The organism is uncultured Sphingomonas sp. (genome assembly GCF_946477935.1).
GTDB lineage: Bacteria > Pseudomonadota > Alphaproteobacteria > Sphingomonadales > Sphingomonadaceae > Sphingomonas.
Genome location: NZ_CAMLAC010000005.1, coordinates 1 through 14,218 on the forward strand (window position 1 = coordinate 1; position 14,218 = coordinate 14,218).

Here is a 14,218-nt window from a genome sequence, read left to right on the forward strand (position 1 = left end):
GGAGGGGAGATCAGGAATTACAGCTTGGCGACGAAATCCGCGTAAGCAGACTCGTTCATCAGCGCGTCCAGCTCCGACGGGTCGGACAGCGTGATCTTGAAGAACCAGCCTTCGCCTTCCGGATCGCTGTTCACCAGCGCGGGTTCGTCGGCGAGTGCAGCATTGCCCTCGACCACGGTGCCGGAGACGGGGGCGTACACGTCCGACGCGGCCTTCACCGACTCGACCGTCGCGGCCTCGTCACCCTTGGAGAGTTCGCGGCCTTCCTCGGGCACGTCGACGAACACGATGTCCCCCAGCGCGCCCTGCGCATAGTCGCTGATCCCGACGGTGCCGGTATCACCGTCGACGTCGATCCACTCATGGTCCTGCGTGAAATAACGGCTCATCTTAGTTGGCTCCTGCACGAACGTAGCGATGGGGAACGAAGGGCATGGCAGCGACGGTCGCGTCGTGCAGCTTGCCCCGCTGGATCAGCTTCACCGCCGTGCCGGGCGCGGCAAGGTCGGCGGGAACATAGGCCATTGCGATCGGCGCGCCCAGCGTCGGCGCGAAGCCGCCGGAGGTGACGCGGCCGATCACCGAACCGTCCTCCGCCACCACGCTGGCGCCCTCGCGCACCGGCTGGCGGCCGGTGACGGTCAGGCCGACGCGGCGGACGGCCGCACCGTTCCCGCGCTCGGCCAGGATGCGCTCGGCCCCAGCGAAATCGGCGGCCTCGCGACGGCGCTTGGACAGTGCGAAGCCGAGATCGGCCATTACCGGCGTGGTTTCCGGATCGAGGTCATGGCCATAGAGCGGCAGACCGGCCTCCAGACGCAGCGAATCGCGCGCGCCAAGGCCGATCGGCTTCACCTCGGGCTCGGCGCACAGCGCATCGGCGAGTGCAGCCACTGCTTCTGCGGGCACCGAAATCTCGAAGCCGTCCTCGCCGGTATAGCCCGAGCGGCTGATCCACAGCGGCGTGCCGTTCCAGTCGAACGCACCCGCGGTCATGAACACCAGCCGCTCGACACCCGGCACGATCCGCGCCAGCGCGTCGACCGCCTTCGGGCCTTGCAGCGCCAGCAGCGCCTGTTCGTCGAGCAGGTTCAGCGTCGCATCGTCGGGCATCTGGTCGAGCAGATAGGCGATGTCGTCATATTTGGTGGCGCCGTTGACGACGATGTACAGTTCCCCGCCATCGCCAACGTCGCGGCGCGTGACCATCAGGTCGTCAAGGATGCCGCCATCCTCGTTCAGCAGCAGCGAATAGCGCATCTTCGAATCGCTCAGACCGGCAAGATCGCCGGGCAGCACGGTTTCCAGTGCCTCGACCACGCCCTCACCGGTGAAGACGAGCTGGCCCATATGGCTGACGTCGAACAGCCCTGCGGACTCGCGCGTCCACAGATGCTCGGCCATGATGCCCTCATATTGGATAGGCATCTCGTAGCCGGCAAAGGCGACCATGCGGCCGCCCTTTTCCCGGTGCCAGCCGTCCAGCGGCAGCGTCTGGATGATATCGACGCCCTCGGGCGCGTCCTCGACGTTCAGGTCCTGCGTGTCGGTCACGGGCCGTCTCCAAAAGGGGCGTGGGAACGCAGCCCCGATGGCGGCGTCCGATCCGATCCCCCTCTGTCACGGAACCTGAGAGCTTTCCCCCGGTTCTGCGAGCCGGAGTTACCCCTTCGGTGGCGACACACCCATGCGGGCTGCCGCGCTTTCCAGAGTATCGATGGTCCGCGCGGTCCTTTGGCCTGAGAGATTCCGGGGTGGTTGCTCCTTCGGCGGCCTCATCTACCGACCTGAAAGGCCGAGAGGCGCTCTCCCGCGCGTACCCATGCCGGTTTCCCGGCATCGACGCCGCCGCTCTGGCAACGGCGCCGATTCAAGTCAATCGCGTTTCGCTGGGTCCGCGGATCAGCGCGTCGCGTTGTAGCGCAACTGGTCGTCGGTAAGCTGGAAGCCGACCAGCGCCTCGAACGACGACCGCAGCACGGCGGCACGCACCTCGGGCTGGGTCAGCGGATCGACGGCGGCATCCTCGTCACCCGCCTTGCGCCGCCGGGTCAGCCGCTCGCGCACTTCATCCGGCAGCGTCGCGGCGGCGCGCGCCACGGTGGTCGTGGCTTGTCCGGCGACGGAGCCGCGTGGCTGGCCTGCGTCGAAGTGCACGTTCACGCGGCCGATGCGCTTGGCGACGACGTTGCTGCCGCCGCGCACGACGGTGATGAAGTAGGGCAGCGTCACGTCGCGCGCGCCGTCGGTGGCGGTGCGCCGCGCGTCGACCTGGAAGGTGACGGTGGTGACGATGTCGTCGCCGACGTCCGCGCAGGTCGAGCGGACATTGGTCATGTTCGCCACCACGTCGATCGCCCCGGCGTCGCGGGCGTTGGCGGAGGTGAACAGCGTCACGTCGCCGGTACCGGCGGGGACGCCGACCACCGGGCAGGCGGAGCGCACCGCGGTGATGCCGCCCGAGGCGTCGATCTCCCCGGTACGGGCGCAGCCGCCGAGCACGAGCGCCAAGGCCGCAGGAACGAGGATCGATGCTTTCACGAGGGAAACGCCTAAGCTGTGGAACCGGGATGCGCCCTGATAACCGGCTTGGAGGCACGCAAGCAATGGCGTAGAGCGCTTGGCCATGACCGACACGATTTCCCAGGATACGGCCAAACCGGCGCTGGAGCTGCTGATCGCCGCGCCGCGAGGCTTCTGCGCAGGGGTGGACCGCGCGATCCGCATCGTGGAACTCGCCATCGAGAAGCATGGCGCGCCCGTCTATGTCCGGCACGAGATCGTCCACAACAAGTTCGTGGTGGACAGCCTGAAGGCCAAGGGTGCGGTGTTCGTCGAGGAGCTGCACGAGGTGCCGGACGGCGCCCATGTCGTCTTCTCCGCGCACGGCGTGCCGAAATCGGTGCCCGCCGATGCGCAAGGGCGCGGCCTCGACTATTTCGACGCAACCTGCCCGCTCGTCTCCAAGGTGCACCGTCAGGCCGAACGGCTGGTGGACCATGGCCGCCACATCGTGTTCATCGGCCATGCCGGCCACCCGGAAGTGATCGGCACGTTCGGGCAGGTGCCCGAAGGATCGATGTCGCTGATCGAGACGGTGGCCGACGCGGAAGTCTTTGCTCCCGCCGATCCCGCCAATCTGGCCTTCCTGACGCAGACGACGCTTTCGGTGGATGACACCGCCGCGGTGGTCGCGGTGCTGCAACGTCGCTTCCCGATGATCCAGGCGCCGCGTGGCGAGGATATCTGTTACGCCACCTCGAACCGGCAGGCGGCGGTAAAGGCGATCGCGGCCTCGTGCGATGCGATGCTGGTGATCGGCGCACCCAATTCGTCCAATTCGGTACGGCTGGTCGAGGTCGCCGAGCGCGAGGGCACCCCCGCCATGCTGATCCAGCGTGCCAACGAGCTGGACTGGACCTTCCTGTACGGGGTCGGCACGCTGGGCATCACCGCCGGGGCGTCCGCCCCCGAGCTGCTGGTGCGCGAGCTGGTCGACCGGCTGTCCACCCGCTTCGCCGTGACCGAGCGAGAGGTGGAGACGAACCGCGAGACCATCGCGTTCAAGCTGCCCCGCGCCCTCGACGCCGCCTGATCGAACAGGGCCCGGCGCGATGGCGGTCTATACGACGGTGTCGGCAGAAGCGTTGACCGCGTTTCTGGCGAAGTTCGATCACGGTGCCCTCGTCTCCGCCAAGGGGATCGCGGAGGGGGTGGAGAATTCCAACTATCTGGTCGACACCACCACCGGGCGCTTCATCCTGACGCTGTACGAGAAGCGCGTTTCGGCGGACGACCTGCCCTTCTTCCTGGCGCTGCTCGATCACCTCGCCGATGACGGCAATCCGGTGCCCCGCGCGCTGCCCGACCGCAGCGGTGCCGCCATCCACCAACTGGCGGGGCGGCCCGCCTGCCTGATCGAATTCCTGCCCGGCGTATCGGTGACGCAGCCGACGCCGGCACAGGCCCGCGCGGCCGGTGCCGCGATGGGCGCAATGCACGACAGCCTGTCCGGGTTCACCGCGACGCGGCCCAACACGCTCGGCCCCGATGGCTGGCGCGACCTGCATGCGCGGTGCGGGGCCGATCTGGATGCGATCCGCCCCGGTCTGTTTGCCGAGTCGAGAGCGGCACTGGACGCGGTGGTCGCCCGCTGGCCGAACGACCTTCCTGTCGCCGCGATCCATGGCGATCTCTTCCCCGACAATGTGCTGATGCTGGACGACCGGGTGACCGGCCTGATCGACTTCTATTTCGCCTGCACCGACATCCGCGCCTACGACCTGGCGGTGATGCACACCGCCTGGAGCTTCGACGGCACCGGTGCGCAATTCGATGCCGGCGTCGGTGCGGCGCTGATCGAGGGTTATGCCGGCCGCTTCGCCCTGTCCGATGCCGAGCGCGCCGCGCTGCCCGTGCTGGCGCAGGGGGCGTGCCTGCGCTTCATGCTGACGCGGGCATGGGACTGGTTGAACACGCCCGCCGACGCGCTGGTGACGCGCAAGGACCCGCTCGCCTATTGGCGGCGCTACCAGCGCTATGCGGCGGGCGCCCTGCGAGCGATACGGCGATGACGGAGGTGGAGATCGCCACCGACGGCGCGTGCAAGGGCAATCCCGGCCCCGGCGGCTGGGGGGCACTGATCCGCTCCGGCCCGCATGAAAAGGAGCTGTCGGGCGGCGAGGCGAACACCACCAACAACCGCATGGAACTGATGGCGGCGATCGAGGCGCTGAACGCACTCAAGCGGCCCTGTTCGGTCACGCTTTCCACCGACAGCCGCTACGTCATGGACGGCCTGACCAAGTGGATTCACGGCTGGAAGCGCAATGGCTGGCGCACCGCCGACAAGAAGCCGGTGAAGAACGCCGAACTCTGGCAGGCGCTGGTCGCCGCCGCCGAGCGGCACGACATCAAGTGGCTGTGGGTGAAGGGGCATGCCGGCCACCCGGACAATGAACGCGCCGACAAGCTGGCCAGCGACGCCGCCAGGGCGATCGGCGGGCGCTAACCGCCAAACCGCGCCGCGGCGTAGCGATCCGCATCCAGATCGAAGGGCATCGCGCCGCCCATCAGCACTGCCGCCGCCAGCGCAGCGCCGGCGGGTGCGGTCTGGATGCCGAAGCCGCCCTGCCCCGCGCACCAGAAGAAGCCCGGCACCTTTGCGTCGAACCCGTAGACCGGCAGGCGATCGGGCGCGAAGCTGCGCAGCCCTGCCCAGCGCCGCTCGACCGCCGCGACCTGCCAGTCGACCGCCCCCTCCAGCCGATCGATCGCGACGGCGACATCGATATCCTCCGGCGCGGCATCGCAAGGGTCGGTCGGGATCTCGTCATGCGGGCTCAGCCACAGGCGGCCCCCCGGCTCCGGCTTGAAGTAGAAGCCGCCATTCACGTCCACCACATGCGGCAGGCTGGCGGGTGCGGGCGGCGCGGTGCGCAACTGCACCATCGTCCGGCGATAGGGGGCGATGCCGATCGGCCGTGCGCCGGCCGCGCGTGCGACCTGATCGGCCCAGGCCCCGGCGGCGTTGACCAGCACGCGTGCGGCATGGGTGCCCGTCGGCGTTTCGATCGTCCATACCCCATCCCGGCGCTCGGCAGCGACGACCGATGCGTCGGTGACCAGCGTGACCCCCGCCCGGCGGGCCTCGGCCAGATACAGGGCGTGGAGCCCGCCCACGTCGATATAGGCGCAGCTCGGCTCGATCACGCCCAGCGTCCAGTCGGGGCGCAGGCCCGGCACCCGCGTCGCCGGGTCGATGCGATGGAGTTCGACGCCGCTCCCCTCGAACGCCGTCAGGAAGCGATCGATCGCCGCCCCGTCCTGCTGGCGGCCGATGTGCAACGATCCGAGCGGCTGGAGGAAGCCGCCAGTCTGCAAGGCCGGGCCGGATGCGGTGGTCAGCGGCTGGATACCGGGGCCGCCATAGGTCTCCGACCAGAACGCCGCCGATCGCCCCGTCGCATGACGACCGGGCATATCCTCCGCCTCCAGCAGCAATACCCGCGCACCGCCGCCGACCGCCGCGGCCAGGCTGGCGCCGGCGATGCCCGCGCCCGCGATGGCGATGTCGTAGATCATGGCGCCACCCGGTCGAGAAAGGCGTCGATCGCGGCATAGGCCCGCGCCCGCACGGGTGCGATCTCGCGCAGGATCTCATGCGCCGATTCGGGGCCGAAATGGACGACCTCCGCGTGGGGCAGGCGCCTGGCGACGCCGGCCGCCATCCGCGCATCGACCAGCCGGTCGGCGTCGGCGAGGATGAACTGCACCGGCGTCGTGATCGTCGCCAGCCGGGGATCGACGCGCAGCGCGGCGGTGGCGGCAAAGGCCTGGGCGACCCAGGACCAGCTCGGCGACCCCAGGCAGAGGTGCGGATTGTCCCGACGCCATAGCTGCTGCTCGGTGAAACAGGCGATGTCATGCGTCAGCCGCTGCTGGCGCAGGCGCGCGGCACGGGTGCTCTCGCCGCGGCGCCATGCCGGACGGCGCGGGTCGCCCCGCCCCGCCATCCATGTCGCCAGCCGGTGGCCCAGCAGCGCCCCCATCGGCGCGCGCAGGCCCAGCATCGGCGCGACCAGCACCGCGGCATCGGGTGCGACTCGCCCCTCGGCCAGTGCGCGCAGCGTGACGAAGCCGCCCATCGAATGCCCCAGCACGGCATGGCGCGCGCCCGGCCGGTGCCAATCCCGCCAGAATGCGGAAAGGTCGTCCGCCAGCGTGGCGAAATCCTCGATATGCCCGGTGTCGTCGTCCGCCAGCCGCCCCGATCCGCCCTGCCCACGCCAGTCGAATGCCGTGATGCTCCACCCTTGCGTGTGGAAATGTTCGAACGCATCCAGATACTTCTCGAACATGTCCGCCCGTCCGGTCTGGAACAGCAGGCGGCGGCGATCACCCGCGGCAGGCCAGTCGAAGCGACGATGGCGCCAGCCGTCGGGCGCGGTCCATTGGCCGACACGCGCGTTGGGATCGAGCTTTCGGCGGGGGGCAACCGGCATCATCCGCCCCGGTTACGTTTTTGAAAGCCCGCCCGTCTATACCCCTGATCCATGGGGTGGGACTTACCACGTATCGCGCTGATGGCGCTTCTGGGGCTGCTGCTGCTGGCGGCGGGCATCCAGGATGCACGCACGCGTGAAATCGCCAATGGCAAGAACGCCGCGATCGCGCTGCTTGCACCCTTCTGGTGGTGGGCATGCGGGCTGTCGGTGTGGCCGGACATGGTTGCGCAACTGGCGATCGGGCTGGGCCTGTTCATCGTTTTCGCCCTCGCCTTCCGGCTCGGCATGATGGGCGGCGGCGACGTCAAGATGATCGCGGCGCTTGGCCTGTGGCTGCCGGTGCAACCGCTGATGCGGATGCTGGTGGTGATGGCGCTTGCCGGTGGCGTGGTGACGCTGCTGATGCTGATCGAACATCGCTGGCTCAGCGCGCGCGATCCCGACGGGCCGGTCGAGGTTCCGTACGGCGTGGCCATCGCCATCGCCGGACTGCTCACGCTTAGCGAACCGATATTTAACCAGTTTCCACCTACTTAAATCCTAATCCACACGCGAACCCCTCGCGGCCACGCGTCCGAAAAGGCTCAAAGAGAATATGGACAGCCGTAAGATCATTCTGTTGGTGGGCGCGCTGGTGGTGGCCGCCGTCACCGCCTTCTTCGCCCGCACGCTGATCGCCGGCAGCGCCGCGCCGCAAGCGACCGCCGCCGCCGCCACGGCACCGGTGATCGACGGCCCCGAGGTTCTGGTCGCGACCCGCGCGCTGCCGGTGGGCACGATCCTGGACGCCAGCGCCCTGCGCTTCCAGCCCTGGCCCAAGGAGCTGGTCGACGGCGCCTATTATCTGAAGGCGCAGACCGATCTGAAGGCGCTTCAGGGCACGGTGGTGCGCAACGCGATCACCGCCGGCCAGCCGGTGACCCAGGGCGCGCTGGTGAAGCCCGGCGACCGTGGCTTCCTGGCCGCCGCGCTCGGCCCGGGCATGCGGGCAGTGACCGTTCCGGTCTCCGCGCAAGGTTCGGTCGCCGGCTTCGTCTTTCCCGGCGATCGCATCGATCTGGTGCTGACCCAGGAAGTGGCTGGCGGCGGCGACGGCCCCGCGCTCAAGGTATCGGAAACGGTGATGCGCAACGTGCGCGTGCTCGCCACCGACCAGCGCACCGACAATCAGGTGGGCGAGGACGGCAAGACCGAGGTCCGCACCTTCTCCACCGTCACCGTCGAATCGACGCCCAGGATGGCCGAGCAGATCGCGGTCGCGCAGACACTGGGCACCCTATCGCTGTCACTCCGCTCGATTGCGGACAATCCGGCCGAGCTGGAAGAGGCGATCGCGTCCGGCGCAGTCAAGGTGCCCGATGGTGCCGACCCGGCCGCCGAAAAGGCGATGATGCTGCGCGTCGCCAGCCAGCCTCAGGCCGGCAGCAGCAGCTACGCCACCGGGGCGGACGTCTCGCGCTACCAGCGCAGCACCGTGCCGGGCCGCGCGCCTGCCCAGATGGGCGGCAACGCGCCGGCCATCGGTGTGGGCGGCGGCACGGGGGGCGGCACCGTCGCCACCACCGGTATCCCGAGCGGCCCGGTCATCCGCGTCGCTCGCGGCAACAACGTGACCGCCGTGCCGGTCCTGGGGAAGTAATCCGATGCGTACTTGCCTGAACGTCCTGATGCTGAGACCCGCGATGCTGGCGCTGGCGGCGACCCTGCCTGCCATCGCCGATGCCCGCCCCGCCGACCCGGCCCCTGCGGCCACGGCCGCCGGCGGTGGCGGCGCGGTGATGCAGGTAAACACCGGTCGTGGCCGGCTCATCACCCTGTCGCGCCCGATGAGCGATCTGTTCGTCGCCGACGACTCGATCGCGGACGTACAGGTGCGCTCGCCCACCCAACTCTATGTCTTCGGCAAGAAGCCGGGCGAGACGACGATCTCCGCCACCGCCCGCGGCGGCGCGGTCGTCTATGCGACCACGGTGCGCGTCGGCAACAATCTCGACGCGGTCGGGCAGATGCTGCGCCTGACCATGCCGGAGGCGAACATCGTCGCCACGCCGATGAACGGCCTGATCCTGCTGACCGGCACCGTCGCCGCGCCCGAGGACGCAGCCGAGGCCGAGCGGCTGGTACAGGGCTTTGTCGGCGAGACCACCAAGGTCCTGTCGCGCCTGAAGACCGCGACGCCTTTGCAGGTGAACCTCCAGGTGCGCATCGCCGAGGTCAGCCGCAGCTTCGTCAAGAATATCGGCGTCAACCTGCTCAACCGCCACAGCACCAGCGGCGGCCTGTTGTTCGGGATCGATTCGGGGCGGACGACCGGATCGTCGATCGCCGACGCCACCAACACCGCCGGGCAGATCACCGGCACGCGCTACACCGTCGCCAAGGGCCCGGATCGCACCACGCTTGGCCTCGGCGGTCGTATCCTCGGCATGGACCTGCTCGCCGCGATCGACCTGGGCGAAACGCTGGGACAGGTGACGACGCTCGCCAACCCCAACCTGACCGCGCTGTCGGGCGAGACCGCAACCTTCCTGGCCGGCGGCGAGATCCCGATCCCGCTGGCCTCCGGCTTCGGGGCGGTGAACGTCGAGTTCAAGCAGTACGGCGTCAGCCTGGCCTATACGCCGACGGTGCTGTCCGACGGGCGCATCTCGCTGCGCGTCCGGCCGGAAGTGTCGCAGCTATCGTCTGCCGGTGCGGTGACGATCGGCGGCACCACCATTCCCGGCCTGACCACCCGCCGCGCCGAGACGACGCTGGAACTCGGCTCCGGGCAGAGCATGATGATTGGCGGCCTGCTGTCGAACAGCAACGACAATTCGGTCGACAAGACGCCGTGGCTGGGCGACCTGCCGCTGATCGGCAGCCTGTTCCGGTCGAACGCGTTCCGCCGCAGCGAGACCGAACTGGTCATCATCATCACCCCCTATCTGGTGAAGCCGGTGAATAGCCAGAGCGACATCGCCCTGCCCACCGACGGCGCGCGCACTCCGCGCGACATCGACCGGGTGATCAAGGGTGAGCTTGGCACCGGCGCCAGCGGCGAGCGCCGGCCGGTGCCGACCATGGCGCCCCCGCGCCAGTCCGCGCCCGCCATCGGCCTGTCGGCCCCCGCCCCGGCGGCGCCGCCGGCTTCCAAGCCTTCCAAGCCGGCCAAGGGCGTTCCCGCCCCCGGCTTCTCCAACTGATCGGTCCGGGATGCGACACGCCATGACCCACGCCCTTACCCTGACAACCACGCTGGCGGCGGCGCTGCTGCTCGCCGGTTGCACCGGCACGCAGAATCGCGGCGTCGAATCCGTCCATCAACCGGTGGTCGACCGGACCGACTATGCGCTCGATCTGGGCGTGATCGGTGGACGGCTGGCCGCTGGCGAGGAGGAACGGCTGGACGGCTGGGCCCGCACGCTGCGCCTCGGCTATGGCGACCATGTCGCGCTCGACGATCCCGCGAGCGAAGCCCCCGGTGCCCGCGCCGAGGTGGCCGGACTGATCGCGCGCTACGGCCTCATCCTCGACGATGCCGCACCGGTCTCGCAGGCGTCGGTCACCCCCGCCACGATCCGCGTCGTGGTCAGCCGGACGCGCGCCGCGGTGCCGGGCTGTCCGGACTGGTCACGCGACAGCAGCCTGGACTGGAACCAGAACACCTCGTCCAACTATGGGTGCGCCACCAATTCGACGCTGGCCGCAATGGTCGCCAACCCGGCCGATCTGGTCCAGGGCCGCACCGGCCGCGGGACGACGGACCCGGCGCAGGTTTTCAAGAGCATCGACCTGTATCGCAAGGCCGTGCCCACCGGCGGCGGCGGCACCACGGTCGGCAGTGCCGGCGGCGGTGGCGGTGGCGGTGGCGGCGGAGCCGGCGCCAGCGGGGGGGGCAGCCGCTGATGAACGCTCCCTGGAAGCCCGGCGCGATCACCGGTCGCGATCCCTTTGTCGCCTATGTGTGCGACGAAGCGACCGCCGAGGCAGTGCGCCCGATCGTCACCGAACAGGGCTGGTCGCCGGACAAGGTCCACAAGGGCGGCCTGCGCAACGCGATCCAGTCGCTGTCGGTCTCCGCCAGCCCGCAGATCCTGCTGGTCGATCTGTCCGAATCGGGCGATCCGCTGAACGACATCAACGCGCTGGCCGAGGTGTGCGAGCCGGGCACGGTGGTGATCGCCGCCGGTCAGGTGAACGACGTCCGCCTGTACCGCGACCTGCTGGCCAGCGGCATCCAGGATTATCTGCTGAAGCCGCTGCACCGCGACATGCTGCGCGATGCCTTTGCCAATGCCCAGGCGCTGCTCAGCGCGCCCAAGCATAATGAGGGGCCGAGCGAGCACGCACATTGCGCGGTGGCGGTGATCGGCGCGCGCGGCGGGGTGGGGGCATCCACCGTCGCCACTTCGCTCGCCTGGCTGCTTGCCGAGAAGGAAAAGCGCTCCACCGCGCTGCTCGATCTCGACGTGCATTTCGGCACCGGCGCGCTGGCGCTGGATCTGGAGCCCGGCCGCGGCCTGACCGACGCGATCGAGAATCCCAGCCGCATCGACGGCCTGTTCATCGAGCGCGCCATGGTGCGCGCTTCCGAAAAGCTGGCCGTGCTGTCGGCGGAAGCACCGATCAACAGCCCGATCATCACCGACGGCTCGGCATTCCGCGCGCTGGAAGAGGAAATGCGCGCCGCGTTCGAATGCATGGTGATCGATCTGCCGCGCGGCATGCTGGTCCAGCATCCGCAACTGCTCGCCGACGTGCAGACGGTGGTGCTGGTCACCGAACTGACGCTGGCCGCGGCACGCGACACCATCCGGCTGCTCTCCTGGCTGAAGGCGAACGCGGCGCAGACCCAGGTCGTCGTGCTGGCGAACCGCATGCATCCCGCCGCGCAAGCGGAGATCGGCCGCAAGGACTTCGAAACGTCGATCGAGCGGCGTATCGACCATGTCATGCCCTTCGATCTGAAGCTGGCGGCGCAGGCGGCCAAGCTGGGCAAGACGCTGGCGGAGGCGGGCAAGGCGAGCAAGACCATCACGCCCCTTGCCGAGATCGCGGGCAACCTCTGCTTTGCGGCCGCCGAAGGCGCCGTGCCCGGTGCAGCCAAGGGGATCAAGGGTGGCCGCGGACCGTCGCTGATGGCGCGGTTCGACATCAAGGGCCTGATGGCCAAGCGCCCGCCGCGCAAATGATCGCTCCCCGCCCCCATATCCTGCCCGACTGCGGAGCGGCGCGATGACGGACATGTTGCCCTTCATCATGGTCATGGTCGGCATGGCGATCGTTCTGGCGATGATCGTGATGGCCTTTGCCGGCCCCTCCCCGGCCCGCGCCCAGGCGCGCCGCATGGCGCAACTGCGCGAGCGGCATTCGGAGGTGGCGGTGATCTCCTCCACGCAGATGCGCCGCATCACCAATGCGCGCGACACGCGGATGGACCAGGCGTTCGGCCGCATCCTGCCCAACCCGGCATTGCTCGCCAAGCGGCTGGCGATGACGGGCAAGGACTGGACGGTGGGCCAATATGGCATGGTCAATGCCGGCGTGACGCTCACCGTCGCGGTGTTGATGCTGGTGGAGGGCATGCCCTTCCTGCTGGCGCTGTTCGCCGCGATCTTCATCGGCGTCGGCATCCCCCATTTCGTCATCGGCAAGCTGATCCAGCGCCGGGTGGGCCGGTTCACCGCCAAGTTTCCCGATGCGATCGAGCTGCTGGTCCGCGGCCTGCGCTCAGGGCTTCCCATCACCGAGACGATGAGCGTGGTCGCGCAGGAGGTCGAGGGACCGGTGGGTGAGGAATTCCGCACCATCACCGACAAGATGAAGATCGGCCGCTCGATGGACGTGGCGCTGCAGGAAACCGCCGACCGGCTGGGTACGCCCGAGTTCCAGTTCTTCGTCATCACCATCGCCATCCAGCGTGAAACCGGCGGCAATCTGGCCGAAACCCTGTCCAACCTGGCCGACGTGCTGCGCAAGCGGGCACAGATGAAGCTGAAGATCCGGGCGATGTCGTCCGAATCCAAGGCATCGGCCTATATCGTCGGCTCGCTGCCGTTCATCGTCTTCGGCCTGATCTTCATGGTCAATTCCGCCTATTTGATGAACTTCTTCACCGATGAGCGGCTGATGATCGCAGGGCTTGGCGGCCTTTTGTGGATGGGCATCGGCGTCTTCATCATGGCCAAGATGGTCAGCTTCGAGATCTGAGGGACGATCATGGCCCCCAACACCCCCACGATATTGGGCATCGACGTGCTCTGGATGGCGACGATCCTGTCGGGCGTCGCCGCCTTTGCGGTGATGGTCGCGATCTATGCGGTCACCACCTCGCGTGATCCGATGGCCAAGCGGGTCAAGGCGCTGAACGACCGGCGCGAACAGTTGAAGGCTGGCATCACCGCCTCCACCAAGCGCCGTGCCAAGCTGGTCCAGCGCAACGACACCGCCGACCGGATGCGCGCCGTGCTGCAATCCCTGTCGGTGTTGCAGGAGGAACAGGTCAAGGCGGCGCAGATCAAGCTGCTTCAGGCTGGCATCCGATCGAAGGAATGGGCGGTTGCGGTCATCTTCGGCCGGCTGGTCATGCCCATCGTGTTCGGGGGGATGGCGCTGCTCTGGGTTTACGGCACCGACGGGTTCGCCGACTGGTCGCCGCTCAAGAAATACATGCTGGTCGCCGGCACCTTCATCATGTCCTACAAGGCGCCGGACATCTTTCTGAAGAACAAGATCACCAAGCGATCGGATGCGATCCGGAAGGGCCTGCCCGACGCGCTCGACCTGCTGGTGATCTGTGCCGAGGCCGGCCTGACCGTTGACGCCGCCTTCCACCGCGTCGCGCGTGAACTGGGTCGCGCCTATCCCGAGCTGGGCGAGGAATTCTCGCTGACCGCGATCGAACTCGGTTTCCTGACCGACCGGCGCCAGGCGTTCGAAAATCTGGCGATGCGCGTCGATCTGGACGCGGTGAAGGGCGTGGTCACCACCATGATCCAGACCGAGAAATACGGCACCCCGCTCGCCTCGGCGCTGCGCGTGCTGTCCGCCGAATTCCGCAACGAGCGGATGATGCGCGCCGAGGAAAAGGCGGCACGGCTCCCCGCGATCATGACCGTGCCGCTGATCCTGTTCATCCTGCCGACGCTGTTCGTCGTCATCCTCGGCCCGGCCGCCTGCTCGATCAAGGACTCGCTGATCAGCGGAGGCTGAAACCGACACGGCTTCAG

Annotated in this window: 15 protein-coding genes and 1 riboswitch; of the genes, 10 read left to right on the forward strand and 5 right to left on the reverse strand. The window is 68.5% G+C overall.

Annotated elements, in window-relative coordinates; genetic code table 11:
- Positions 1-17: 17 nt before the first annotated feature.
- From gcvH to Q0U08_RS01255, 3 genes are all read right to left on the reverse strand, one after another.
- Positions 18-389, reverse strand: a complete 372-nt coding sequence (gene gcvH / locus Q0U08_RS01245; protein ID WP_298089253.1) for a glycine cleavage system protein GcvH — start codon at positions 387-389, stop codon at positions 18-20.
- 1 nt (position 390) lies between these two features.
- Entirely contained in the window at positions 391-1,554 is a 1,164-nt protein-coding gene (gene gcvT / locus Q0U08_RS01250; RefSeq protein ID WP_298089254.1) for a glycine cleavage system aminomethyltransferase GcvT, read from the reverse strand.
- A 163-nt stretch (positions 1,555-1,717) separates the two neighbouring features.
- A riboswitch (glycine riboswitch) is annotated at positions 1,718-1,823 on the reverse strand.
- A 79-nt stretch (positions 1,824-1,902) separates the two neighbouring features.
- Positions 1,903-2,541 (reverse strand): hypothetical protein, encoded by a 639-nt coding sequence (locus Q0U08_RS01255; protein ID WP_298089255.1) that lies wholly within the window; start codon positions 2,539-2,541, stop codon positions 1,903-1,905.
- Between the two features lie 85 nt (positions 2,542-2,626).
- Here Q0U08_RS01255 and ispH point away from each other — a divergent pair, with 85 nt between their 5' ends.
- From ispH to rnhA, 3 genes are read left to right on the forward strand one after another with little or no spacing between them, the layout of a single operon-like run.
- The gene (ispH, locus tag Q0U08_RS01260; protein WP_298089256.1) at positions 2,627-3,595 is read left to right on the forward strand and encodes a 4-hydroxy-3-methylbut-2-enyl diphosphate reductase; all 969 of its coding nucleotides are present in this window, start codon (positions 2,627-2,629) and stop codon (positions 3,593-3,595) included.
- A gap of 19 nt (positions 3,596-3,614) precedes the next feature.
- Entirely contained in the window at positions 3,615-4,574 is a 960-nt protein-coding gene (thrB, locus tag Q0U08_RS01265) for a homoserine kinase (RefSeq protein ID WP_298089257.1), read from the forward strand.
- The gene (gene rnhA, locus Q0U08_RS01270; protein WP_298089258.1) at positions 4,571-5,011 is read left to right on the forward strand and encodes a ribonuclease HI; all 441 of its coding nucleotides are present in this window, start codon (positions 4,571-4,573) and stop codon (positions 5,009-5,011) included. The genes thrB and rnhA overlap by 4 nt, the downstream gene beginning before the upstream one ends.
- On the opposite strand, the gene Q0U08_RS01275 is transcribed toward rnhA, so the two are convergent.
- Both Q0U08_RS01275 and Q0U08_RS01280 read right to left on the reverse strand, forming a co-directional pair.
- Complete coding sequence (locus Q0U08_RS01275) at positions 5,008-6,084, reverse strand: FAD-binding oxidoreductase (protein ID WP_298089259.1); 1,077 nt, start codon at positions 6,082-6,084, stop codon at positions 5,008-5,010. The two genes, rnhA and Q0U08_RS01275, sit on opposite strands and share 4 nt — an antisense overlap.
- Entirely contained in the window at positions 6,081-7,004 is a 924-nt protein-coding gene (locus tag Q0U08_RS01280; protein ID WP_298089261.1) for an alpha/beta fold hydrolase, read from the reverse strand. The genes Q0U08_RS01275 and Q0U08_RS01280 overlap by 4 nt, the downstream gene beginning before the upstream one ends.
- A 51-nt stretch (positions 7,005-7,055) precedes the next feature.
- Here Q0U08_RS01280 and Q0U08_RS01285 point away from each other — a divergent pair, with 51 nt between their 5' ends.
- Genes Q0U08_RS01285 through Q0U08_RS01315 form a run of 7 tightly spaced genes read left to right on the forward strand, consistent with a single transcriptional unit; the run spans position 7,056 to position 14,201 of the window.
- Complete coding sequence (locus Q0U08_RS01285) at positions 7,056-7,544, forward strand: prepilin peptidase (RefSeq protein WP_298089263.1); 489 nt, start codon at positions 7,056-7,058, stop codon at positions 7,542-7,544.
- Positions 7,545-7,602: 58 nt separating this feature from the next.
- Positions 7,603-8,646 (forward strand): Flp pilus assembly protein CpaB, encoded by a 1,044-nt coding sequence (gene cpaB, locus Q0U08_RS01290; RefSeq protein ID WP_298089264.1) that lies wholly within the window; start codon positions 7,603-7,605, stop codon positions 8,644-8,646.
- A 4-nt stretch (positions 8,647-8,650) separates the two neighbouring features.
- Positions 8,651-10,192 (forward strand): type II and III secretion system protein family protein, encoded by a 1,542-nt coding sequence (locus Q0U08_RS01295; RefSeq protein WP_298089266.1) that lies wholly within the window; start codon positions 8,651-8,653, stop codon positions 10,190-10,192.
- A gap of 22 nt (positions 10,193-10,214) precedes the next feature.
- Positions 10,215-10,895, forward strand: coding sequence for a CpaD family pilus assembly protein (locus Q0U08_RS01300; RefSeq protein ID WP_298089267.1), 681 nt, complete (start codon positions 10,215-10,217; stop codon positions 10,893-10,895).
- A complete protein-coding gene (locus tag Q0U08_RS01305; protein ID WP_298089269.1) occupies positions 10,895-12,181 on the forward strand; it encodes a P-loop NTPase in 1,287 nt (428 codons plus the stop codon). The genes Q0U08_RS01300 and Q0U08_RS01305 overlap by 1 nt, the downstream gene beginning before the upstream one ends.
- A gap of 52 nt (positions 12,182-12,233) precedes the next feature.
- A complete protein-coding gene (locus tag Q0U08_RS01310; RefSeq protein WP_298089310.1) occupies positions 12,234-13,199 on the forward strand; it encodes a type II secretion system F family protein in 966 nt (321 codons plus the stop codon).
- 9 nt (positions 13,200-13,208) lie between these two features.
- The gene (locus tag Q0U08_RS01315; protein ID WP_298089270.1) at positions 13,209-14,201 is read left to right on the forward strand and encodes a type II secretion system F family protein; all 993 of its coding nucleotides are present in this window, start codon (positions 13,209-13,211) and stop codon (positions 14,199-14,201) included.
- Positions 14,202-14,218: the final 17 nt, after the last annotated feature.

Excerpts from the sequence above, each read along its gene's own strand:
- Q0U08_RS01310 (WP_298089310.1), top strand. The coding sequence starts at position 12,234 with ATGTTGCCCTTCATCATGGTCATGGTCGGCATGGCGATCGTTCTGGCG.
- Q0U08_RS01275 (WP_298089259.1), bottom strand. The coding sequence starts at position 6,084 with ATGATCTACGACATCGCCATCGCGGGCGCGGGCATCGCCGGCGCCAGC.
- Q0U08_RS01315 (WP_298089270.1), top strand. The coding sequence starts at position 13,209 with ATGGCCCCCAACACCCCCACGATATTGGGCATCGACGTGCTCTGGATG.
- ispH (WP_298089256.1), top strand. The coding sequence starts at position 2,627 with ATGACCGACACGATTTCCCAGGATACGGCCAAACCGGCGCTGGAGCTG.
- thrB (WP_298089257.1), top strand. The coding sequence starts at position 3,615 with ATGGCGGTCTATACGACGGTGTCGGCAGAAGCGTTGACCGCGTTTCTG.
- cpaB (WP_298089264.1), top strand. The coding sequence starts at position 7,603 with ATGGACAGCCGTAAGATCATTCTGTTGGTGGGCGCGCTGGTGGTGGCC.
- Q0U08_RS01295 (WP_298089266.1), top strand. The coding sequence starts at position 8,651 with ATGCGTACTTGCCTGAACGTCCTGATGCTGAGACCCGCGATGCTGGCG.
- Q0U08_RS01300 (WP_298089267.1), top strand. The coding sequence starts at position 10,215 with ATGACCCACGCCCTTACCCTGACAACCACGCTGGCGGCGGCGCTGCTG.
- gcvH (WP_298089253.1), bottom strand. The coding sequence starts at position 389 with ATGAGCCGTTATTTCACGCAGGACCATGAGTGGATCGACGTCGACGGT.
- Q0U08_RS01280 (WP_298089261.1), bottom strand. The coding sequence starts at position 7,004 with ATGCCGGTTGCCCCCCGCCGAAAGCTCGATCCCAACGCGCGTGTCGGC.
- rnhA (WP_298089258.1), top strand. The coding sequence starts at position 4,571 with ATGACGGAGGTGGAGATCGCCACCGACGGCGCGTGCAAGGGCAATCCC.
- Q0U08_RS01285 (WP_298089263.1), top strand. The coding sequence starts at position 7,056 with ATGGGGTGGGACTTACCACGTATCGCGCTGATGGCGCTTCTGGGGCTG.
- Q0U08_RS01305 (WP_298089269.1), top strand. The coding sequence starts at position 10,895 with ATGAACGCTCCCTGGAAGCCCGGCGCGATCACCGGTCGCGATCCCTTT.